Genomic DNA, 21,956 nt, shown 5'->3' with positions numbered 1-21,956 from the left:
TCACCGGCGGCCGTGCGGCTGCTAAAGCGACTAGGTGTGCGCTGCGACTAGGTGTGCGCTGCGATTAGTTCGCGGGTTGTTCTACTGTGACGTCTCCGTCAGCGGCTTGGCGCACGATGGTGCCGTCGTCGAGTTCGGCGACAGGGCGCGATTCAAGCCACGTGAGCGTCCAACGCCACGCACTCGTGTCGAGGTGGGCGATTTCTGATTCAACGCCCGTGATTGCTTCGCGCATTGCCGCGTCGAGGCGCTCGGGAGCAGGTTCGCCCACTGACCATCGTGTGCCGAGCTGCATTAAACGTTCTTTTCGTAGAGGATCCACGACGTGCGGTCTGCGACCTTGTCGTAGAGGCGCTTGGCGCTGTCGTTTTCTTTGTTGGTGATCCAACGAAGTTTTCCGCCACCATCTTCTGCCGCGCGGGCAGCGATGTCGTCGATGATTGTTCCAGCAACGCCAGCACCGCGGTGCTCAGGATCAACGTAGAGGTCGTCCATGAACCAGCCCCACGACGCGGTGAAAGTGTCTGGCAGGCGACGGTAGAGGCCGAAAGCGGCGATGTCACCGGGGTTAGGGCGGTCCTCGGGAGAGACAGCAACAACAGCGTTTAGTTGCGCCGAGTCATCCATGAGCCATTCCCACACGCCCTGAACGATTTCATCCGTGAACTCAGTGTCGTAGAACACGCCGTACTTGACGAAGTGTGCTTTCCACTGCTCAAAATCATCTTCTTGGATGTCGCGGATGGTGTACGAAGGCTTCTCTGAGTTCGTCATTCATTCAACAATACGCGGTTTTGGGGTTCGACGCCGAACTCGACGCCGAACCCTCCGTTGACCGCTAGGCGGAAGCTTCGGGTGCAGCTTCAACGAGAACGATGTCGCGGACCTCGATCTCGTCGGCCTCAACAATCGTGAGGTCGTGGATGCGGCCCACAGCCTTCAGATCGTCAATAGCGGCTGCGATCAGGGCTGGGCCTGCCAACGTTGCCGTGCTTACTTCGGTCTTCTGGGATGCCTTTGCATCGGTCTTGGCGCGACGAATGCTGATGAGTGCTTGGCTGACGGCCGAGAACAGTCCGGTCGGTTCTGCCGTTACGCCCAATTCGTCTGCTGTCGGCCACGTCGCCGTGTGAACGGAGGTGTCGTGCGTCCAGCGCCACACCTCTTCTGTTGCGAAGGGGAGGTAGGGGGCGAAGAGTCGCAAGAATACGTCGATCGCGGTGTGCAGGGCGCGGTTGGCGCTCGCTTGAGCTTCGGGGGTTCCGGCGCCATAGGCGCGTTCTTTCACGAGCTCGAGGTAGTCGTCACAGAAGGTCCAGAAGAACTTCTCCGCGACTTCGAGGGCCTTGGCATGGTCGAAGTTCTCGAGCGCCGTGGTCGCCTGTGACACTACCGAAGCAAGCTCGGCAAGCATTTCGAGGTCGAGGGCTTCGGTCACAACGGCACCGGAATCGGCAGCAACACCGGCAGGAGCGGGAAACGAGTACACAAACTTCGAGGCGTTCAGAACCTTGATCGCGAGACGGCGACCGATCTTGATCTGCTTCGGGTTCTGCGGATCGAACGCTGCGTCAGTACCGAGGCGACTGGATGCTGCCCAGTAACGCACCGCATCCGAACCGTGGTCATCGAGCATGCCCTTGGGGGTGACGACGTTGCCCTTGGACTTCGACATCTTCTTGCGGTCAGGGTCGACGATGAAGCCGGAGATGCCGGCATTGCGCCACGGCACAGTGCCGTGTTCAAGCTCGGAGCGCAGCGCGGTCGAGAATAACCAGGTACGGATGATGTCTTGGCCCTGGCTGCGCAGTGAGTAGGGGAATACGAGATCAAACAGTTCGGGGTCGGTCTCCCAACCACCGGCAATCTGCGGGGTCAGGGATGACGTGGCCCAGGTGTCCATGATGTCGAGTTCGCCCTCGAAGCCACCGGGAACACCACGCTGGTCTTCCGTGTAGCCGGGAGCGGTATCTGACGAGGGGTCGATCGGCAGCGAAGCTTCGCTGGGGACGATCGGGGCACCCTTTTCGCCGTCAGCATCGAGCTCGTACCAGACGGGGATCGGCACGCCGAAGAAGCGCTGGCGCGAAATGAGCCAGTCGCCCGTAAGGCCACCAACCCAGTTGTCATAGCGAACACGCATGTGGTCGGGGGTGAAGTTGATCTGCTTACCGGCCTCGAGGAGGCGGTCACGCAGCTTCTCGTCACGGGCACCGTTGGTGATGTACCACTGGCGCGTCGAAATGATTTCGAGAGGCTTGTCGCCCTTCTCGAAGAACTTCACCTGGTGCTGAATCGGCTTCGCGTCGCCGATCATTTCGCCAGATGCTTTCAACAGCTCAACAATGGCGGCTTTCGCGCTGAAGACCGTCTTGCCCGCGAGTTCGGCGTAGGCAGCCTGAGCAGCGTCGCCAACGAGGACATCGGGAGCGTCGGCAATGATGCGACCGTCGGCACCAATGATGGTGCGGTTGGGAAGATCAAGCTCGCGCCACCAAACAACGTCGGTGACATCACCAAACGTACAAATCATGGCGATTCCCGAACCCTTATCTTGCTGAGCAAGGTGGTGGGCCAGGATCGGAACCTCAACGCCAAAGATCGGCGTCTTCACCATCGTGCCAAAGAGGTGCTTGTAGCGCTCGTCGTCGGGGTGAGCCACGAGAGCAACACAGGCCGGCAAAAGCTCGGGGCGCGTCGTCTCGATATGGATGTCTTCGCCATCAGCTTTGTGGAAGGCAAGACGGTGGTAGGCGGCAGGCTGCTCTTTATCTTCGAGCTCGGCCTGGGCAACAGCGGTGCGGAACGTGACATCCCACAGGGTGGGGGCGAACGCCTGGTATGCCTCGCCACGGTCGAGGTTGCGCAAGAATGCACGCTGAGCGGCACGCTGCGCGTCATCACCAATGGTGCGGTAGGTGAGGTTCCAGTCAACGCTCAAGCCCAGTTGGCGCCAGAGATCCTCGAACTGCTTCTCGTCTTCGGCGGTCAGCGTCTCGCACAACTCAACGAAGTTGCGACGCGAAATCGGAAGCTGCGCGGCAGCCTTCGTCGACTTGCCTTCTCCACCCTGCTGAGGAGGCTCGAAGCTCTCGTCATAGGGGAGCGTGGGATCGCAGCGCACACCGTAATAGTTCTGAACCCGACGCTCGGTGGGCAGACCATTGTCATCCCACCCCATCGGGTAGAAGATCTCTTTTCCCCGCATGCGCTGGAAGCGAGTGACCAAGTCCATGTGCGTGTAGCTGAACACGTGGCCAATGTGCAGGCTGCCGGATGCCGTCGGCGGGGGAGTGTCGACCGAGAATACGCAGTCAGCCCCCTCAGCAAGCGCCTTCTGGCGATCGAACCGATAGGTGCCCTCGTTCTCCCACACGGGAGCCCATTTGTCTTCGAGTCCTTCTAGGGCAGGTTTTTCGGGAACGCTCGACGACATAATTACTCCGGTTCGATATGTGCGGCACCGAGTCAAAGAAGAGGTGCCTGAGTGTGTTGGTGAGAAAATTCTACTTGGCGTTGAGGGCCGCGTCGATCGCCCGCTCGACGTAAGGCTCCAGGCGCCCACGTTGCGGGCCAACCTGCGCCCACTCCTGGGCCGCCGCCACCACACACGCAATGAGTGAATAGGCCTGAGCGCGAGCCACATCCGAATCGACGCCATGATGGTGGGCATATCCGCTGAGCAAGCGGGCCTGCGTGGCAAACCGGCTCATAGCGGATGCCTGCAATTCCGCCGCACTACCGATCAAGTCGTACTGGGTAAGGATGAACGGCACATGCTGCGACTCCAGCGGGGCAACAGCGGCAAGCATTGCAGCGCGGATGGCCTCGGTCGCGTTAGCAGGCTGAGACGGCTGATCGGCTAACGCCGTTTTCAGTCGCTCGGTGACGGCATCCAGCTCTACCCAAAAAACTTCACCCTTGGCATCGAAGTAGTTGAAGAAGGTATTGCGGCTCACCCCGGCGCGAGTAGCAATTTGATCGACGGTTGTGCCCGTGTAGCCATTCTCAATGAACAATTCAAAGGCAGACTCTTGGAGCAGTTCTCGGGATGCCGCTGGCGGGCGGCCACGTGCGGCCGAGTGGGGTGAGGTCACTGACTCATCCTCTCACTCGGGGTAGGGCGGCAATGAGCGACTGGGTGTAGGGATCTTTGGGGGAAGTAAAGATCTCATTCGTCGCCCCCGTCTCAACGATGCGTCCCTGATTGATGACCGCGACGGTATCGCTCATATGGCGGATGACTCCCAGATCGTGAGAGATGAAGAGATAGCTGAGCCCTAAGTGTCGCTGCAGTTCGTCGAGCAGATTCAACACGCGGGCTTGAGCGGAAACATCGAGAGATGACACTGGTTCGTCGCACAGGATCGTGCGGGGACCAGGGGCGAGGGCCCGCGCAATTGCGACCCGCTGTCGCTGCCCGCCCGAGAGGTGAAGCGGGCGACGGTTCTTGACGGAGCGAGGCAGACCAACAGCGTCGAGCAGCTCATCGGTTGTCATTAGCGCTCGCTGGGCATCCGATCCGCCAACGCCGAGAGCGTCACCAAGGATGCGGTCAACGCTCAAGCGCGGATCGAACGAACTCAGAGCATCCTGATAGATCGCGCCAAGAGTGTGGCGCAATGGGCGGCGCTCGCGGGCAGTCAGCGACCCCCACGGTGAGCCATCGAGGAACACGGTGCCGCTATCGGCAGTCTCAAGCCCCAGGGCGATGCGCGCGATTGTGGTCTTGCCTGATCCTGATTGGCCGACAAGCCCCAGAGTGCTCCCGGTGGTGAGCGTGAGCGATACAGAATCGAGAGCCTGAATCGGGGCGCTGTGCCGTGTGGGATAGCGCCGCGAAACGGAAACCAGTTGTAGCGCAGGGGCCGAGCCTGAGCTGGTGGAAAACCCATCACGCGCCGTCAATTCGGGCAGCACTGCCGTATCGGCTGACAAGTTCGACGTGGACTCTTCTAGCGGAAGATCGAGAGGAACACCACGAGGCACGTCAACCGGAATTGACGCCAACAGTTGGCGGGTGGCGACTGCAGACGGTGCGCCCAACACTGACCGAGTTGTGCCGGTCTCTACGATGCGCCCGTAACTCATGACGGCCACACGATCCGCGACTCGAGAGACAACAGCAAGGTCGTGGGTGATCAGAATCATCGCGGTGCCGGAGTCTCGGAGCGACGACAGCAGCTCGAGCACGCGTGCCTGCACCGTGACATCGAGAGCCGTCGTCGGCTCATCAGCAATGATCAACGACGGCCCAGCGGCGATACCTGCCGCGATCAGCGCACGCTGACGTAGCCCACCCGAAAGCTCACCCGATCGTTGGCGCGCTCGCAGCGCTGGATCGGGAACACCGACCGCTTCGAGAAGTTCGAGAACGCGCTCGTGCCGTTCCGCTTGGCTGAGTTTCGTGTGCAGTCGAAGCACATCATCAATTTCCCGCCCGACCGGGCGCAGCGGGTCGAGCGACACGAGCGCATCTTGCAAGACCAGCCCAATGGATGCTCCGCGAATGGTTCGCCACCGTCGAGATCCGGGTGCCGGCAGCTCCTCTCCCGCGAGGCTCAGCTCGTCGAAGCTCACGTGGGCTCCGGCGGGCGCAAGCCCGAGCAGGGAACGCGCTGTAACGCTCTTGCCTGATCCGGACTCTCCGACAATGGCGAGGCATTCGCCGGGGTGAACCTCGAAGCTCACGTTGTCGACGGCGGGAGCGGCGGTGCGAGCGAAGCGCACGCTGAGGTTCTGCACGCGCAGTAGTGGTGAGTCGGTCATCCGCCCGCCTCCTGTCGGGTTCGCGCGTTGAGGGCGCGGCCAAGCACCGTGAACGAGGCCGCGGTGGCGACGATCGCGAGACCGGGGAACACGGTGAGCCACCAAGCGACGTCAATGTAGGTTCTCCCGTTCGAGAGCATTGCGCCCCATTCGGCGGCGGGTGGGGCAACGCCGAGGCCGAGGAAACCGAGCGATGACGCCCAGACGATCGCTTGGCCAACACCGAGTGTTCCGAGCACGAAGATGGGCGTGAGAGCACCGGGCAGGATGTGTTGCCAGATGATGCGTGCCCGCGAATGACCGAGCACAGTGGCCGCCTCGACGTAGCTCGCGCTGCGAACGCTGCGAAGTTGGCTGCGGATGATGCGGGCATAGCCGGGGGCTGTCGACAACCCAACCGCCACCGTCGACGTGATGACGCCTGGCCCGGCGATGGCGATGAACACGAGCGCGAGCAGGAGGCCGGGAAGAGCAAACATGACCTCGACGATTCGCGTGCTCACGAAGTCACCGAGTCGGCTGCCGAGCCCGCCAAGTAGGCCGAGAACTAGGGCGAGGCCCAAGCCGACCGCAGTCGCGGCAATTCCGATGAGCAGCGAATTGCCTGCGCCGAACACCACGCGGGTGTAGACATCGCGACCCGACTCGTCGGTGCCAAAGAAATGGGCAAGAGTCGGTGACTGGAACGCTTCCGCCGGGGCCACCGCATCCGGATCGGCTGTGGTGATGAGTTGCGGCGCGAGAGCCGCGGTCAGGATGAGCGCGAGCACCGCCAACGCGATTACGACGCCAAGGTTACTGAACAGTCGTGGAACGCTGCGGATGCCGGAACCTCGCCCCGCGGGCTGCGAGAGGCGGCCAGCCAAGATTTCGGTCATCGTGCTGCCGCCTCGGTCACGCGCGGATCGACGATGCGGTCAACGGCATCCGTAGCGATCGTGACAAGGATGAAGGTGAGGGCGGAGACGAGGGCGACAGCGGTGACGACGGGGATGTCGCGGATGGTAACAGCGCTCAGCAGCGTTCTTCCGAGTCCGGGTCGCGCGAAGATCGTTTCGACGACGACTGCGCCGCTGAGTAGGGAGCCGAACGCCCAGCCCGAGAGCGAGATACCCGGAAGCGCAGCGTGGCGCACTACGTGCCGCAGCCGCACCCCCCATTCGCCTTCGCCGCGTGCCCGAGCGGAAAGAACGAAGGGCTGCTCGTAGGCATTTGCGAGAGACTCACGCATGATCTGCCCCAGAAACCCTGTAAGCGGTAGAGCCAAGGTCAGTACCGGCAAAACGAGCCCCAGGGGCCCGGGAACACTAATCGGTGGGAGCCAGTGCAGAGTGTTGCTCAACAGAATAATGAGCAGGGAGGCAAGCCAGAAGTGTGGGACGGCTGCCGCCAGCAGTTCAAGGCCAGAGCCCACCGCTCGTGAGGTGCGCCCGCGACCACTCGTAGCCACAGTCAACCCCAGAGCGCCAAGCCACGCGACGACCAGGGATGCGACAGTGAGCGTGAGCGTTGACCATAACTGCGTCAACACATACGGAGCAACTGCCACCTTGAGGGCATATGACGTTCCAAAGTCGGCGACGGCGAGCTTGCCCATTGCCAGAAAATACTGAACGATCAGCGGTTGATCGAGACCATAATCGGCGCGAATCTGAGCAACCGCCTCCGCTGACGCTTGAGAACCTGGCCCGCCCAGAATCGCATCAACAGGATCACCAGGAATCAACCGGAGCGCAAAGAAAATAACTGTCGCGACTGCCCACAACACGAACACCCCGCCACCCACTCGGCGTGCGATCCACCCCAGCGAGCGCAACCGCGTCGCTGGGGTGGAGACACTCGCCGATGCGGGAGCGTCAGACGAATCCGTCACAGGGGATGATCCTCGATGTTCGTTGGTCGTGCGGGATTGGGCGTACTAGTTACTCAACCACGCATCGTAGAAGGTCGGAGCAGAAACGGTCGGCAGCGCCCGGAACCCCTCGACGCTCGTGCTGTAGAGGTAGTGATTCTGCTGGTCATACAGCGGCAGAACATAGAAACCGTCAACAATGATCGACTGAGCTTCGGCGTACAGGTCTTGACGCTCAGCGGCATCCGATGTCTCGCTTGCCGTTGTCAGAATCTCATCGAGAGCAGGATCACTGAGCTGCGCCAGGTTCGCGTAGTACCCGCTCGGAGCCGGGATGATCGAATCCGAGTGGTACAGGATGCGCAGCACGTCAGCGCCGACTTTCGTGTACGGGGCGCTCACAAGGTTGTACTCATTCGTGAACAGTGCGCCGTACCACGACGACAGATCGGTCGGCTGCAGGATGACCTCGAAGCCGACGTCCTTTGCGGAAGCCTGAATCTGCTCAAACAGCGACTGCTCAGCCGGGATCGACTGGTTCGTACTGATGGGGAACGTGAGAGTCAGGCGCTCGCCGTCTTTCGTGCGGTAGCCATCGGAATCGATCGTGTCCCAGCCAGCGTCATCCAGCAGCGTTGCGGCAGCCTGTGGGTCAGTAGTGAAGACGTCGGGAAGCGATATGCCGGCCGGCTCGACGCTCGAAAGCACCGAATACGAACGCTCGGCAGTGCCAAAGAAGAGGCTCTCGATGCCAGGGTTCACATCCACTGAGCGGATGAAGGCTTCGCGCACTCGAATGTCGTCAAATGGTGCCTTGCCCGAGTTCAGCTCGATACGGTTCGCGGCGCCCGGGCGTGGAGCGTTGAGTTCTTCAATTGTCGAAACGTCGCCCGCCGAAGAAATGTTGTTGGGTTGAGCGTTGTCGATCACGTCGACATCGCCAGACTGCAGGGCCGCGTAGCGCGTTGCAGCATCCGGAATAAATCGCCACTCAAGCGAGTCGAGAAGTGCAGGACCAGTGTGTTCTGCGTCTTCGGGAGCCGAGTTGTAGTTCTCGTTGCGGTCGAGGGTGATCGACTGCTGCTTCACCCAATCGGTCACGATGAATGGCCCGGTGCCGACGGGGCTCTCACAGTTCACCGCTTGGTCGCGTTCGAGGGCGGTGGGCGACTGGATGCCGACCCACGGCTGGGAAAGTGACTCGAGGAGTGCGCTATCCGGTGCGGACATCGCGAAACGCACCTGATCAGCGGCGACTGCTTCAATGCTGTCGATCTTGCCGACAGCGAGGTAGCCAGTAGACGAGGCCGTGTTGGGATCCTTCAAGTGTTCGATATTTGCTTTGACAGCTTCAGCATCGAACGGCGTGCCATCGGTGAAGTTGACGTCGTCGCGCAGGGTGAAGTCCCACGTGAGGCCGTCGGGGCTCTCGGTCCAGTCGGTGGCGAGCCAGGGGATGATCTCGCCATCGCTGTTCTTGGACACTAGGGACTCAATGTATTGAGTACTGATGAGGGCTTGAGGATAGTTCCCGCCCACATGAGGGTCGAGGCATCCGGGTTCCGCGTCACCGGTCGCATAGACCAGTGTTCCGCCAGCGAGGGGAGTCGCTGAGGGGGCCGTCGCAGCCGTACAGCCGGCGAACAGAAGTGTGCTGGCTGCGAGGGCGATGGGGATGAGAGACGGGCGAAGCGCGGGCATGTAGTGACCTCTTGATGTGGGCGGGAACGAGCTCGGATATGAGCGAACTAAGCATTGTTGAACTCAGTACATAAACTCTAGCAGCACAAAAAACCGGGCCGGTCCGCGTGAGCGAAACCGACCCGGTTGAGAAACCGAACGCGCGAGCGTTAGTCCTTCTTGCGTGAAAACTTCGTAGCGAGCTTCCACGTGGTGGGGATTACCGCAGCGGCAATGCCTGCCTTGATAAGCCCGCCAATGATGAAGGGGTAGAGGCCCCAGGCGAGAACCTGCTCGAGGGTTCCACCCGTGGCAATTGCCAACCAGGCGAGGCCGAACGCGAACGTCACAACCGTGCCACCGAGGAACGAGAGTGCTGCGCCGAAGAACTTCTTGTCCCAGTCACGCTGAGCGAGCCATCCCGTGAACCCCGCAGCGAAGATGAAGCCAATGATGTAACCGCCGGTAGTGCCAGTGATCACGCCAAGCCCAGACGAAGCATCGCTGAAAACGGGGATGCCGACGATGCCGAGAAGCGCGTACAGCACCATGGAGATCGCGCCGCGGGTCGCACCGAGTGATGCACCGACAAGCAGAACCGCGAGGGTCTGACCCGTGATCGGCACGGGGTAGAGGGGCACAGCAATCTGGGCCATTACGGCGGTGAGCGCGGCACCAGCGCTAACGAGAGCGATATCAGTCGCGAGGCTGCGAGAGAAGACGGTGTCGGCAAGCGTTGGACGGCCGAGGGTCAAAGTGAGAGTCGACACGCGACGCTCCTTTCCTTTGTCTGCGAACTGTAGAGAGCCCTGCCTGGATAGGCCGGTGCCTGAATAACCCTAGTCATAGATCGACGCGTGTGACGTGCGCCTTGTGATAACAAAATCGTTCGAGTTTATGAGATGCGCGACAAAAGCTGATCTCCTGACTTTCCTGCTTGGGCGAAGACGTAGGTCGGACGTACGGTGAATGCAGCGGAGTAACGTGAGAACGAGGGGGCTCGATGATGGTGAACGGTGCGGATGCTCGCGGTCACGGTTACGACTCCGAATTTCTCGGGGTCGAGCTTGCGGTGCCGGTTCCGACTGCGGCGATTCTCGGTAACGAGCTCTACGTCAGAAACCCTCTCGACCGTGGCCATCTTGCTCGGCGGGCAGATCTCACGTGGGGTGAACTTGGTGATGCGCAGCAAGCCAATCGTGACTCGTTCTCTTTCACGAACATTGCGCCACAAATGGACGACTTCAATCAGTCGAGCAGGCAGGGGCTCTGGGGTCGGCTGGAGGACGCTCTCTATGAGGATGTCGATGTCGATGATTTGAGAGTCTCGGTGATGGCCGGCCCGGTGTTTTCTCAGCGGATGCATTCCGCCGATCTAGCTGAAGGTGACAGTGTTGGTGCGCCGCCACGGAGACCGTTGGCGCGCACGAGAGATATTCGCTGGTAGTCAGAGCGACGTTGGACCTGTAAATTGTGCTACTTCAACTAGAACAACTATGATTGCAGCATGTTGATTCGAGTTGACCCAGCGTCTGAGACGCCGCTGTTCGAGCAGCTCGCGGCGAGCATCCGGTTATCCGTAATCGATCGTTCACTTGCTGCAGGGGAGCGACTGCCGAGCGCGCGCGAACTTGCTGAATCGCTTGGCATCAACATGCACACCGTTTTGCGCGCCTACCAAGAACTCCGCGACGAAGGCTTTATTGAACTTCGGCGTGGACGAGGCGCGATTGTTTCCGCAACACCCCATAGTTACGACTCGCTCACTGCCGGGGTCACCGCCGTCGTGGCAGACGCGCGCAGCAACAACGTGTCGCTTGCCGCCCTCACTGCCCTCATCCGAGAGGAATACCAATGACCCTTCCCACCGAGAACGTCGCGTCGAAACGCACGCGGGCCCGCCGCCTCATCATTGTGATTGGCGTCGTCGTTCCGCTCCTCATCACGCTCGTGGGGGCGTTTGTCATGGCGCTGTGGATTCCCGAGCTGCCCAACCCCGTTGCCTCTCATTGGGGAACAAGCGGCCCGAATGGCTATACAACAGCCGGAGGGATCATTGCGCTGCCATTGCTCATCTCGCTCGCCTTTGCAGCATTTACCGCGATTGTGAGTTGGAAGGGCGCACCGCAGGGCGGGCTCCTGTGGGCCCACAAGATCCTTATCGCAACCTCCGTATTCTTGGCGGTTCTGCTGACGGTCATCTCTGCCGGTAGTTTGGCGATCCAGCGCGGCCTCGAGTCAGCGACGAGCGTGGGGGACATTGGTGGCATCATGCTTGCCGCGTTCGTCATCGCTCCCGTGCTGGGTTTCTTCGCGTGGCTCATGCTGCCCGCTGCGGAGACAATCACGTCGACAGCCGTCGCCGCTGAACCGATTACGGGATCAGATACCCAGCGCGTGCACTTCTCGACGAGCACACGGCTCGGCCCAGGCGTTGTCGTGATCGCCGTTGTCGCCCTCGTAGCGCTCGGCCTCGCACTCGCCATTCAAGCGGTCTCGAATCCTGCAGAACTGCTCTTGCCGGCAAGCATCGGGATCATCGTGATTGCACTCGCCGTCAGCACACTCTCGTGGCGCGTAACGATTGACCATCGCGGGCTGCGGGTTCGTTCAGCGATGGGCTGGCCGCGCACCACTATCGCACCAGACCAGATCGATTCTGTCGCCGTTGTTGACGTGAATCCGATCGGCGAATTTGGCGGCTACGGCTGGCGCTGGGCACCAGATGGTCGCAGTGGCATTGTGCTCTCCAAAGGTGAAGCGATCCAAGTGACGCGGATGAACGGCAAAAAGTTCATCGTCACGATGCACGATGCCCAGCGCGGTGCCGAAGCGCTCGCGACTGTCGCTAAGAAATAGCGCTCAACGGTCAGCTAACTCGCGTATCATTGACGCCACACGCTATGAACCGGCTATCACCGGGGAGCGTTCGGAAGAAATCGTCTCAACTTCAGCTTTGGCGGGGGAGCGGGCGGCAGTAGAACCGAACGGGTAAGCCCGTTACAGCGATATGAGAGGTGTGCCGCAGGGTGCACAAGCGGGGTGGTACCGCGGCCGTGAGGTCGTCCTCGTGCAGATTATTCGCACCCACGTACCACTGGAGCCTCATGTCGTATCCTCGCCACCGCTCAGACGATTCCGTAGCGCCGTCACCCAAGTTTCCGGCGATCGAAGAGCAAGTGCTCTCGTACTGGAAGTCCGACGGCACTTTTCAGGCATCCATCGATCAGCGTGAAGGCGCAGATGAGTGGGTCTTCTACGACGGCCCTCCCTTTGCCAATGGTCTGCCACACTACGGTCACCTGCTGACCGGCTACGCCAAGGACCTCTTTCCGCGCTACCAGACCATGCGCGGCAAACAAGTGCACCGCCGCTTCGGCTGGGACACCCACGGACTCCCCGCTGAACTCGAAGCGATGCGCCAGCTTGGCATCACCGAGAAGGCCCAAATCGAAGAGATGGGCATCGACAAGTTCAACGATGCGGCGCGCGAATCTGTGCTCAAGTACACGGGTGAGTGGCAGGAGTACGTCACGCGGATGGCGCGCTGGGTCGACTTCGAGAACGACTACAAGACCCTTGACGTCAACTTCATGGAGAGCGTTATTTGGGCGTTCAAGCAGCTTCACGAAAAGAATCTCGCCTACGAGGGATTCCGAGTGCTTCCCTACTGCTGGAACGATGAGACCCCGCTCTCCAACCACGAACTGCGTATGGACGATGACGTCTACAAGATGCGTCAAGACCAAACCGTCACTGTCACATTCCCGCTCGACGGGGTGAAAGCCGAAAGCCTCGGCCTCACCGGCGTGAAGGCGCTTGCCTGGACGACCACCCCGTGGACGCTGCCGACCAACCTTGCTCTCGCCGTTGGCCCTGATATTGACTACGCCGTGCTGCCCGCTGGCCCGCTCGGCGCCGGGGACGGCTCAGAAGAAGGATCGGCACAGTACCTGCTTGCTGGCGATACCATCGCTGCCTACGCGAAAGAGCTCGGCTACGAGACTGCTGAGGATGCCCTCGCCGCCGTATCGCGCACGATCAAGGGTTCCGAACTCGACGGTGTTCGCTACGACCGTCTCTGGGACTTCTATGCGGATGCCGAAACCTACGGAACCGAAAATGCGTGGCAGTTCTTGGTTGCCGACTATGTTGCTACCGGCGAAGGTACCGGCATCGTGCACCAGGCGCCCGCCTACGGTGAAGATGACCAAAATGTGTGTGCTGCTGCTGGCATCCCTGTGGTCATCTCAGTTGATGATGGCGGCAAGTTCTTGACGTCGGTTCCACCGGTTGCCGGAATGCAAGTGTTTGACGCCAACAAGCCTCTAACGAAGTTGCTGCGAGAAGAGGGCCGCCTGCTCAAGGTCGCCAGCTACGAGCACTCCTACCCGCACTGCTGGCGCTGCCGCAATCCGCTGATCTACAAGGCTGTGTCGAGCTGGTTCGTCAAGGTTCCCGAGTTCCGTGACCGCATGGGTGAACTCAACCAGGAAATCAATTGGGTTCCCGAGAACGTCAAGGAGGGCCAGTTCGGCAAGTGGGTGGGCAACGCCCGCGACTGGTCGATCAGCCGCAACCGTTACTGGGGCTCGCCGATCCCGATCTGGAAGAGCGACAACCCTGACTTCCCGCGCGTGGATGTCTACGGCTCGCTTGCCGAGATCCAAGCAGACTTTGGTCGCTTGCCGCTCAACCACGAGGGTGAGCCCGACCTGCACCGCCCGTTTATCGATGAGCTGACGCGTCCCAACCCCGACGATCCAAGCGGTCAGTCGACAATGCGTCGTATCGAAGACGTGCTCGACGTGTGGTTCGATTCCGGTTCGATGCCGTTCGCTCAGGTTCACTACCCCTTCGAGAACCAAGAGTGGTTCGATACTCACAGCCCGGCCGATTTCATCGTGGAGTACATCGGTCAAACTCGCGGATGGTTCTATACCCTCCACACGCTGTCGACGGCGTTGTTCGACCGCCCGGCATTCTCGAACGTCATCAGCCACGGCATCGTGCTGGGCAATGACGGCCAAAAGATGTCGAAGAGTCTGCGCAACTACCCGGATGTCTCTGAAGTCTTCGACCGCGATGGCGCCGACGCGATGCGCTGGTTCCTGATGTCGAGCTCGGTTATCCGCGGCGGAAACCTCATGGTTACCGAAGAGGGCATCCGTGATGGCGTTCGCCAGATGCTGCTTCCCCTGTGGAGCACCTATTACTTCTTCACTCTCTATGCGAACGCCGCCGATAACTACGAAGCAACGTGGCGAACAGACTCGACAAACGTTCTCGATCGATACCTGCTGGCGAAAACTCGCGAACTCATCGAAGACGTCACCCGTGAGCTTGACGCGCTCGACAGCCCCATGGCCGCCGCAAAACTTCGCGACTTCGCTGATGTGCTCACCAACTGGTACGTGCGTCGCAGTCGCGACCGCTTTTGGAGTGGAAATGACACTGACGCGTTCGACACGCTATACACGGTGCTTGAAACGGTTGCGCGGGTCGCAGCGCCGCTGCTGCCGCTGGTCTCGGAAGAAATGTGGCGCGGGCTGACCAACGGTCGCAGCGTGCACCTCACCGATTGGCCAGATGCCTCCGCGTTCCCGAGCGACCATGATCTAGTGGCCTCGATGGACCGCGTGCGCGAGATTGCTTCAAGCGGCCTGGCGTTGCGTAAGGTGCGCAGCCTGCGGGTTCGACTTCCGCTGGCATCGTTGACCATTGTCAGTAAAACTCCCGATGCGCTCGCGTCGTTCAGCGACATCCTTCGTGATGAACTCAATGTCAAAACTGTTCGGTTTGAGCAACTCGAAGATGGATCGCTTGACAGCTTCGGCATCACCAAAAAGCTGACCGTCAATGCCCGTGCTCTTGGACCGCGTGTCGGCAAGCAAGTTCAGCACGTCATCAAAGAGGCCAAAGCTGGCAACTGGGAGGCGACCGCTAATGGGGTCTCGGTCGATGGCATGGCTTTAGAATCAGCCGAATATGAACTGCAGATGGAAGCAGCCGATGAAGCGAGTGCGATCGCATTCCTCTCTGACGGTGGTTTCGTGATCATTGATACCCAACTCACCCCTGAGCTTTCGGCCGAAGGGCTGGCTCGAGACGCCATCCGGGCCATTCAGGATGCGCGCAAGGCTGCAGGCTTCGACGTAAGCGACCGAATCGCACTCGTCATCAGTGCCCTCGACGCCGCTGACCATGAGGCCATCGACTTCCACAGCGCCATGATCGCCTCAGAAACGCTTGCAGCGCAATCGACGGTTCAGAGCTTCGCGAATGAGCTGACAGAGGGCACACTTGAGACATACCGCACCGAATTGCCGGCAGGAAAATATGCCAATCAGGGCGGCCTGGTGATTGACATCACCAAGATAGGAACGATTAATGTCTGAACGCGACGAAGAATTCGACGACAGCGTAGAACCAGATGAGTCATTCGATGACTCTCTCAGTGACGAAGAACGGGCCGAGCTCGAAGCGGCCCACCCTCTTGCTGACCTCAGCCCCTTCGCTGATGGTTTCGAGGGAACGAACATCGACGAGGACTCAGATTTCGAACTCGAAGACTCCGAGTACGCCCAAGATGCCGCACTCGTCTACGACGAATTGCTGGCGCGGATAGGGGAGCAGGCACCGCAACCGCGGCTCGAGGCAACTCGTCGTGCCGTCGAACTCATCGGTGACCCGCAGCGCACTTACCCGGTGATTCACATCACGGGAACCAACGGCAAGACGTCAACGAGTCGCATCGTCGAAAGTATTTTGCGGGCCTACGGGTTGCGCACCGGACTCATGACGAGTCCGCATTTGGTGCGCGTGAACGAGCGGATCGTGATTGATGGCCGAGCCATCTCCAACCGCGCTCTTGCCGCCAACTGGGCTGACATCCGCCCCTTCCTCCTCATGGTGGATGCCGAGTTGTTGGCAAAGGCCGAAGAGCCGCTGACGTACTTCGAAGCGCTGACGGTACTCGCATTCGCGAGCTTCGCGGATGCCCCCATCGATGTCGCTGTGCTCGAGGTCGGCATGGGCGGCGAGTGGGATTCCACGAACGTCGCCGACGGCCAAGTTGCCGTCTTCAGCCCGATCGCGCTCGACCACACTCAGCGCCTCGGCACGACAATTTCTGAAATTGCGCGCACCAAGGCGGGAATCATCAAGCCGGCAGCCTCAATCGTGTCTGCGGTTCAAACTGCGGATGCCCAAATTGAGCTTGAACGGGCGGCAGACCTCACGGAATCCAAGCTTGGCTTCGAGGGCGATGCTTTTGAGTTGACGAGCAGCGCCGTAGCTATCGGTGGCCAGTTGATTTCGGTTCGCGGCCTCGCTGGCACCTACTCCGATCTCTTCTTACCGCTCTTCGGCGAGTTCCAAGGGCACAATGCCGCTCTTGCTATTGCCGCAGTCGAGTCCTTCTTAGGCGACGGCAGTCAGGCACTTGTCGGTGACGTTCTCGCCGAGGGACTCGCAACCGTGTCATCTCCTGGTCGCCTGCACGTTATCGGTGCTGAGCCCACAGTAATTGTGGATGCCGCGCACAACCCTCACGGTGCCACAGCTCTGGCGGCAGCGCTGAAGGAGTACTTCACTTTCGACGAAATCGCGTTCGTCATTGGTGTGCTTGACGACAAGGATGCCGCTGGCATTGTTAAGGCTCTGGCTCCGGTTGCTAACCGCTTCTATGTCACGACCTCTCAATCGGATCGCGCAGTGGCGCCAGAGGACCTCGTCGAAATTGTTCGCGAATTCTCTGATGAGACAACCGACTTTGATTCGTTCGCCGAGGCGATGGAATTGGCCCGGGAGTGGGCAGGCGAGAATGAACGTCGCGCCGTAGTCGTCACTGGGTCAATTTCTTTGGTCGGCGAGGCGCTCGCTCTAGCGGAGGCGGAGGGCTGGAAGCCGTGAGTCGAACCCCACGACCTCGCAGAACGCGCTCCGTAACTGAGTTGCTCTTGAGTATCGTTCTGGTGCTCGATGCGACTTTGATTTTCTTCGTGGCCTTGACTGCGTTCGGCCTGAAGGCTCTCGGTCCGGCACCAGCCTTTGTCGGCGGCGCAGTGTTGATCCTTGTCTTCGTTGCCCTGGCACGGATGCTGCACCACCCTTGGGCAGTATGGATCGGCTGGGGGCTTCAGGTTGTCCTCATAGCGCTTGGCTTCATTCTCGCCCCGATGTTTGTGGTCGGCGCGGGCTTTGCTGCAATCTGGACATACTGCTTCATCAAGGGCCGCCAGATCGACGCCGCCAAAGCCGCAATTCTTAGTTCATCAACCACGACTACCCCCGCTGAGGAGACACAATGAACATCGAAGAGACACTTGTACTGATTAAGCCGGATGGCGTTGCTCGCAATCTGACCGGAGAAATCCTTCGCCGTATTGAGGCCAAGGGCTACCAGCTCGTCGACGTGCGTTTGGTGCAGGCTGAAGTAGATCTGCTCGCGCAGCACTACGCCGAGCACGAGGGCAAGCCGTTCTACGAGCCGCTGATGGATTTCATGCAGTCGGGTCCGACTGTTGCTTTGCGCATCGCCGGCAACCGTGCAATCGAGGGTTTCCGCTCGCTCGCAGGCACGACTGACCCGACGACTGCTGCTCCAGGCACCATCCGTGGTGACCTCGGGCGCGACTGGGGACTCGCCGTTCAGCAGAACTTGGTGCACGGCAGTGACTCTCCAGAGTCGGCCGCACGTGAACTGGCTCTCTGGTTCTCCTAAGTCTTCCCACTCTGCGAACGCCAGGCGCGTTCCGCACAAAAAACGGCGAGATCCCGACTGCGGTCAGGAACTCGCCGTTTTTATGTTCCCGGTGCGGCATACGCCGCTGGGACGGAATATCTCTTAGAGGTAGCTCAGTACGTCGAGGCGCACTTGCGCGATGATCGCGATGATGATGTAGCCGACTAGGGCAATTACCGGCACCCAGCTGTACGCAGCTGATGCAGCCTTGCGAAGCGCGCGCGGTGCGGGAATTGCCCCCACCTTAAGGTTTCGCAACGTCACAGCCCAGAACATCGGGATCGTCACCGACCAGACGACCATGCACCAGGGGCACAGCGTGAAGAGATTGAAAATGCTTTGGTAGGAGAGCCACATGCACAGGGCAAATGCTCCGGCAACGCCAATGTTGAAGGTGACCCAGAACCAGCTGTTGAAACGCGCGCCAGCCAAAATCGCTGCCCCAACGACGACGGGAGCCATGAAACCAACCAGTCCGAGTACGGGGTTGGGGAAGCCGAACAGGGCTCCTTGAGCCGAGTCGAGATTCTTTGCACACTGAACGATGATGCTGAAGTCGCAGCTGAGTACCGCTTCTGGGTTTTCGAGCGAGTGGATCTTCTCCACCATGAGCTGGAACGACGCCCACAGCCCGATCAAACCGGTGATGATCAAAAATACGGCGAGGGCTATGGGCCTGTTTCGAACCCCGGAGGCAGTCATGCTGGGATTATCGCATGCGCGTCAGGCTCGTTTTCTGAGAATGCATGCGATAATGAAGCGTAGTTACTCCGAGCCGCGCTCGGAATAACACCAAGAAGGCTTACCGGGCATAGCGACCGGACCAGTTACGCAACGCTTGTTGCGCGAGTCGGATAGCCAGTTCCGAAGTGTCGTGACAGGGCACAACTGCAGCGCGAGCCACGAGCCCGTTGCAAGACCTGAAGAATTAGTAGCGGTTCTCCCACCATAGGTTTGGCAGGGGAATAGCGCACGAGAGAGTACCCGGTAGGTGGCGCGGTCGCCTATTAGGGCAAGGAGTACACCAGCGATGGTGAATCAAAGCGATAGTTCGAAAGAAGTTCCGAAGAAGAAAGGCCTTTTCGGCCGCATTCTTCCTGCTTCCAAATCAGCATCTAAGTCGACGGCGCAGACGCCAGCAGCGCAGACGCCAACCGTGCAAACCCCACCTGTCGAGGCCCCCAAGGAACAGGCGCCACCCGCCGACGTTCCTGCGCAATCGGCTAAGCGTCCAGCGGCTAAGACTGCGAGCCAGCACTTGGGGCTCGAGGTTCCCGCATCAGTAACGGAGATCCCCGCGGATTCCGGTTCCGACGCCAATAAGAGCAACGACGCGCAAGCGCCGAAGACGTCGACCACGCGCTCTCGCTCACGCAAGAGCCCAGCAGCGTCGGTGCAGAACTCTTCGGATGCCGCCACTGAAAAGGCCCCGTCAGCAAAGAAAGCCCCAGCGGCGAAGAAAACGGCAGCAGCTAGTGCTCCGTCGACAACATCGTTGCTCTTTCAGGCACCGGATCTTCCGGATCTTCCAGCGCGTGCGCCTCGCTCGCGCAACGACAACAAGTCGAATGGCGACACCCGTGGTGATGACAACGCGTCGCACGATGAGGCAGGCAACGTTCGTCGTCGCTCACGCCGTCGTTCTGGCGAAGAGGCCCGTCCAGGTGACGAGTCTCCCAACACCGTTGTTCGCGTTCGCCAGCCGCGCAAGCAGGCTGAGCCAAGCAACGAGCCGACCAAGGTAAAGGGTTCGACTCGTCTCGAAGCCAAGAAGCAGCGCCGCCGTGATGGTCGCGATGCTGGTCGCCGTCGTCCCGTTGTGACCGAGAGCGAATTCTTAGCGCGTCGCGAAAGTGTCGACCGTGTCATGGTGGTCCGCTCAAAGTTTGACCGCATCCAAATTGCTGTTCTCGAAGACGGCGTATTGGTTGAGCATTATGTTGCCAAAGCTCAGGACGCGAGCCTTATCGGCAACGTGTACCTCGGTCGCGTGCAGAACGTATTGCCGAGCATGGAGGCAGCGTTCGTCGACATCGGACGTGGCCGCAACGCGGTGCTCTACTCCGGCGAAGTTGATTGGGATGCTGCAGCAGAGAACTCTGCTGACGGCAAGCCGCAAGCGCGTCGTATTGAACTTGCGCTCAAGCCAGGTGACCGCGTGCTCGTTCAGGTGACGAAAGACCCTGTCGGACACAAGGGTGCCCGTCTCACTAGCCAGGTCTCGCTGCCTGGCCGCTACCTCGTCTACGTGCCCAATGGGTCGATGAGTGGCATTAGCCGCAAACTCCCAGACACTGAGCGTTCACGCCTCAAGAAGATCCTCAAGGGTGTACTCCCTGAGAACGTCGGCGTCATTGTGCGCACGGCAGCTGAGGGTGCCACGGAAGAGCAGCTCACTCTCGATGTGAGTCGCCTCACGAACCAATGGGCAGACATCAGCTCGCAGGTGGAAAAGGCTCAGGCTCCGGCCCTTCTTCATTCTGAGCCGGATCTGTTGATCAAGATCATTCGCGATGTCTTCAACGAAGACTTCCACAAGCTCGTGATCGAGGGTGACGACGCTCGCAAGACAATTGAGGGCTACGTGCGTTCTGTCGCTCCCGATTTGCTTGATCGTTTGCAAGAACACGAGGGTTCGGTTGACTCGTTCGAGGAATACCGTGTGTCGGAACAGATCGAGAAGGCGCTTGACCGCAAGGTCTGGCTTCCCTCTGGTGGTTCACTCGTCATCGACCGCACTGAGGCCATGACGGTTGTCGATGTCAACACCGGAAAATTTGTCGGCTCGGGAGGAAACCTCGAAGAGACCGTAACCAAGAACAACGTTGAGGCCGCCGAAGAAATCGTTCGCCAGCTACGTCTGCGCGATATCGGTGGAATCATCGTCATTGACTTCATCGACATGGTTCTCGAATCAAACCGCGACCTCGTTTTGCGTCGTCTCGTTGAGTGCTTGAGCCGCGACCGCACCAAGCACCAAGTTGCCGAAGTTACCTCGCTCGGCCTTGTGCAAATGACTCGTAAGAAGTTGGGTCTCGGGCTTCTCGAAACTTTCAGCGAAAACTGTGAAGTTTGTGCCGGCCGTGGCGTTGTCGTGCACCATGATCCCGTTACCAAGCACCGTCAGCAGCCCACTCAGAACGAGCAGGCTGGCAGCGGTCGCCGTGGTCGTAATCGTGGCGGGAATGGCAACAACGGAAGCGGCAACAACGGAAGCGGCAACAACGGTGGCGCAAACGGCGGTGGAAATAGTTCCGGCTCCGGTAGCAACGCTGGCTCGCAGAATCAGCAGTCGAACGGTGCTGCTAAGTCTTCCAACGCTGGCTCAAGTAACGGTGCCAGCAATGGCGGCAGTAACGGCACTCACGCGATCACCGAAGATGTTCGCAATGCTCTTGCCCGTGTCGCAGCCAGTACCGTCGTAGCGGCCGCCGAGCCCGTAGCAGACGCACCAGCGACATCCCCGGTGGCTCCGTCGGCAGATCAGGCGTCAGCAACAGGGCCCAAGTCACGTTCGTCGAAGAACTCAGGGTCATCACGCAACTCTGGTTCATCGCGAAACGCGAACTCGTCTCGCGATGCTGACTCGACTCAGACGTCGGATTCTCCTCAGGCTGAGGCAAACGCATCGAAGCCAGTAGCTCAGGCTAGCGAGGTCGTTGAGGCTGCAGCAGAAGCTGCGGTTGCGATTCTCGATCTTCCGGCTACGAAGAGTTCACCATCGTCGCCAAAGATCAGTACTCAGGACGCTGAACAGATTTTGGGTTCGGTTCTCGAGGCTCTTCCTGAGCCCAAGCAGCCGGGCCAAGGTCGATCGCGCGGCTCGCGTCGTGCCAGCAGCCAGGGCAAAACAGTGAATGCGACGCCGAACAACGATCAGTAATGCCGGGTGTTCTCGGCTCTTTTAGA

At 60.1% G+C, this 21,956-nt stretch carries 18 protein-coding genes; 8 read left to right on the top strand and 10 right to left on the bottom strand.

What is annotated here, in order from left to right:
- Positions 1-64 precede the first annotated feature (64 nt).
- From AC061P_RS08495 to AC061P_RS08455, 9 genes are all read right to left on the bottom strand, one after another.
- On the bottom strand, positions 65-295 hold the full coding sequence (locus tag AC061P_RS08495) for a hypothetical protein (protein WP_449646950.1): 231 nt from the start codon (positions 293-295) through the stop codon (positions 65-67).
- Complete coding sequence (locus AC061P_RS08490; RefSeq protein ID WP_449646949.1) at positions 295-774, bottom strand: GNAT family N-acetyltransferase; 480 nt, start codon at positions 772-774, stop codon at positions 295-297. The genes AC061P_RS08495 and AC061P_RS08490 overlap by 1 nt, the downstream gene beginning before the upstream one ends.
- Before the next feature lie 64 nt (positions 775-838).
- Positions 839-3,436 (bottom strand): valine--tRNA ligase, encoded by a 2,598-nt coding sequence (gene valS, locus AC061P_RS08485; RefSeq protein WP_480390918.1) that lies wholly within the window; start codon positions 3,434-3,436, stop codon positions 839-841.
- A gap of 70 nt (positions 3,437-3,506) precedes the next feature.
- Entirely contained in the window at positions 3,507-4,097 is a 591-nt protein-coding gene (locus tag AC061P_RS08480) for a TetR/AcrR family transcriptional regulator (RefSeq protein WP_480390917.1), read from the bottom strand.
- Between the two features lie 4 nt (positions 4,098-4,101).
- Positions 4,102-5,769 carry a nickel ABC transporter ATP-binding protein NikE gene (gene nikE, locus AC061P_RS08475; RefSeq protein ID WP_480390916.1) on the bottom strand — a complete coding sequence of 556 codons (1,668 nt, stop codon included), beginning with the start codon at positions 5,767-5,769 and terminating at the stop codon, positions 4,102-4,104.
- Positions 5,766-6,647, bottom strand: coding sequence for an ABC transporter permease (locus tag AC061P_RS08470; protein ID WP_480390915.1), 882 nt, complete (start codon positions 6,645-6,647; stop codon positions 5,766-5,768). Before AC061P_RS08470 ends, nikE begins: the two co-directional genes overlap by 4 nt.
- Positions 6,644-7,642 (bottom strand): ABC transporter permease, encoded by a 999-nt coding sequence (locus AC061P_RS08465; RefSeq protein ID WP_480390914.1) that lies wholly within the window; start codon positions 7,640-7,642, stop codon positions 6,644-6,646. Before AC061P_RS08465 ends, AC061P_RS08470 begins: the two co-directional genes overlap by 4 nt.
- A gap of 45 nt (positions 7,643-7,687) precedes the next feature.
- The gene (locus AC061P_RS08460) at positions 7,688-9,322 is read right to left on the bottom strand and encodes an ABC transporter substrate-binding protein (RefSeq protein ID WP_480390913.1); all 1,635 of its coding nucleotides are present in this window, start codon (positions 9,320-9,322) and stop codon (positions 7,688-7,690) included.
- A 149-nt stretch (positions 9,323-9,471) separates the two neighbouring features.
- Positions 9,472-10,071 (bottom strand): biotin transporter BioY, encoded by a 600-nt coding sequence (locus AC061P_RS08455; protein WP_449646942.1) that lies wholly within the window; start codon positions 10,069-10,071, stop codon positions 9,472-9,474.
- 233 nt (positions 10,072-10,304) lie between these two features.
- Between AC061P_RS08455 and AC061P_RS08450 the strand changes: the two genes are divergently transcribed.
- The 7 genes from AC061P_RS08450 to ndk all read left to right on the top strand — a co-directional run bounded on the left by AC061P_RS08450 (position 10,305) and on the right by ndk (position 18,026).
- Positions 10,305-10,748, top strand: coding sequence for a DNA/RNA non-specific endonuclease (locus AC061P_RS08450; protein WP_480390912.1), 444 nt, complete (start codon positions 10,305-10,307; stop codon positions 10,746-10,748).
- 60 nt (positions 10,749-10,808) lie between these two features.
- Positions 10,809-11,159, top strand: a complete 351-nt coding sequence (locus tag AC061P_RS08445) for a GntR family transcriptional regulator (RefSeq protein WP_449646940.1) — start codon at positions 10,809-10,811, stop codon at positions 11,157-11,159.
- Positions 11,156-12,160, top strand: coding sequence for a DUF1648 domain-containing protein (locus tag AC061P_RS08440; protein ID WP_480390911.1), 1,005 nt, complete (start codon positions 11,156-11,158; stop codon positions 12,158-12,160). The genes AC061P_RS08445 and AC061P_RS08440 overlap by 4 nt, the downstream gene beginning before the upstream one ends.
- A gap of 248 nt (positions 12,161-12,408) precedes the next feature.
- The gene (gene ileS, locus AC061P_RS08435; RefSeq protein ID WP_480390910.1) at positions 12,409-15,699 is read left to right on the top strand and encodes an isoleucine--tRNA ligase; all 3,291 of its coding nucleotides are present in this window, start codon (positions 12,409-12,411) and stop codon (positions 15,697-15,699) included.
- A complete protein-coding gene (locus AC061P_RS08430) occupies positions 15,692-17,215 on the top strand; it encodes a bifunctional folylpolyglutamate synthase/dihydrofolate synthase (RefSeq protein ID WP_449646937.1) in 1,524 nt (507 codons plus the stop codon). The genes ileS and AC061P_RS08430 overlap by 8 nt, the downstream gene beginning before the upstream one ends.
- Before the next feature lie 47 nt (positions 17,216-17,262).
- On the top strand, positions 17,263-17,613 hold the full coding sequence (locus tag AC061P_RS08425; RefSeq protein WP_449646936.1) for a DUF4233 domain-containing protein: 351 nt from the start codon (positions 17,263-17,265) through the stop codon (positions 17,611-17,613).
- Complete coding sequence (gene ndk / locus AC061P_RS08420; RefSeq protein WP_343926461.1) at positions 17,610-18,026, top strand: nucleoside-diphosphate kinase; 417 nt, start codon at positions 17,610-17,612, stop codon at positions 18,024-18,026. Before AC061P_RS08425 ends, ndk begins: the two co-directional genes overlap by 4 nt.
- Positions 18,027-18,149: 123 nt before the next feature.
- Here ndk and AC061P_RS08415 read toward each other — a convergent pair whose 3' ends face one another.
- Entirely contained in the window at positions 18,150-18,749 is a 600-nt protein-coding gene (locus AC061P_RS08415) for a vitamin K epoxide reductase family protein (protein ID WP_449646935.1), read from the bottom strand.
- A 328-nt stretch (positions 18,750-19,077) separates the two neighbouring features.
- Here AC061P_RS08415 and AC061P_RS08410 point away from each other — a divergent pair, with 328 nt between their 5' ends.
- Positions 19,078-21,930, top strand: a complete 2,853-nt coding sequence (locus AC061P_RS08410) for an Rne/Rng family ribonuclease (protein ID WP_449646934.1) — start codon at positions 19,078-19,080, stop codon at positions 21,928-21,930.
- The last annotated feature ends 26 nt before the right edge of the window (positions 21,931-21,956 follow it).

It is taken from the genome of Rhodoglobus sp. G.S.4 (assembly GCF_056619605.1).
Note: the sequence above shows the minus strand (reverse complement) of the source record. Positions and strands in the feature narration are given on the sequence as shown.